General features: G+C 52.4%; 1 protein-coding gene. It reads right to left on the minus strand.

Features of this window, described 5'->3' with window-relative positions; genetic code table 11:
• Positions 1-92 precede the first annotated feature (92 nt).
• Positions 93-995: a bifunctional methylenetetrahydrofolate dehydrogenase/methenyltetrahydrofolate cyclohydrolase FolD gene (folD, locus tag C4K88_RS18190; protein ID WP_029380372.1), complete on the minus strand. Its 903-nt coding sequence runs from the start codon at positions 993-995 to the stop codon at positions 93-95.
• Positions 996-1,042 lie beyond the last annotated feature (47 nt).

Genomic DNA, 1,042 nt, shown 5'->3' on the forward strand with positions numbered 1-1,042 from the left:
GAAGCTGGTGATGTCAGCTGTGACGCCACGGATCGAAGGGCAAGTTACTCGCAGTACATAATTATTTTTAGTCTTGGTCATTTGGGATCACCTTAAACAGCAACAGCTTCTTTTTTGGTTACGATTTTGTGCTGACGCTTGAACGCGGTCACAGTGTTGGCCAGCAGGCACGCAATGGTCATCGGGCCAACACCGCCTGGTACTGGTGTAATCGCCGATGCATGCCCTGCTTCGTCATATGCAACATCGCCGACGATGCGCGACCGGCCATCACGTTCAATGCGGTTGATACCTACGTCGATAACGACAGCGCCTGGCTTGATCCAATCGCCTTTCACCATCTCAGGCCGCCCTACCGCTACCACCAAAATGTCGGCAGTTCGGCACAACGCAGGGACATCTCGCGTTTTGGAGTGCGCGACGGTCACGGTGCAGTTCTCGGCCATCAGCAGCTGGGCCATTGGCTTACCAACAATGTTTGATTTGCCGACAACTACAGCATTCATTCCGGCCAAGCTGCCCAAACGGTCTTTCAGCATCATCAAGCAGCCCAGCGGGGTGCAGGGAACCAAGGCGTCTTGGCCTGTGGCCAAACGGCCAGCGTTCAGGATGTGAAAACCATCCACATCTTTGTCTGCATCAATGGCATTGATAACCGCGTTGGTATCAAGGTGTGCAGGAAGAGGTAGTTGCACGAGAATGCCATTAACTTCCGGAGCGGCATTCAGCTCGTCCAAGAGACCCATTAGCTCAGCTTGGGTTGTATCAGCGGGCAGCCTATGAACGAACGACTGCATACCGATGGCCAATGTCTGGCGGTGTTTGGCACTTACATAAACGCCACTTGCTGGATCCTCGCCAACAAGTACAACAGCCAGGCCAGGAATGAGTCCTGTTTGCTCTTTAATCTCGGTTACTTCTTCCGTAAGTTTGTCCACGAGATTGGCTGCAAAGCCTTTCCCGTCGATACGGTCGGCCAAGAATTGATTGTTCATGAAACTAACACCTCAACGTCATTGACTGGCGTGATTGGTTTTCATTG

It is taken from the genome of Arthrobacter pityocampae, from assembly GCF_002927275.1.
GTDB classification, from domain to species: Bacteria; Actinomycetota; Actinomycetes; order Actinomycetales; family Micrococcaceae; genus Arthrobacter_D; species Arthrobacter_D pityocampae.

What these genes read in the sequence shown, in the direction of transcription:
- folD (WP_029380372.1), bottom strand. Translation starts at nt 995, where the DNA reads ATGAACAATCAATTCTTGGCCGACCGTATCGACGGGAAAGGCTTTGCA.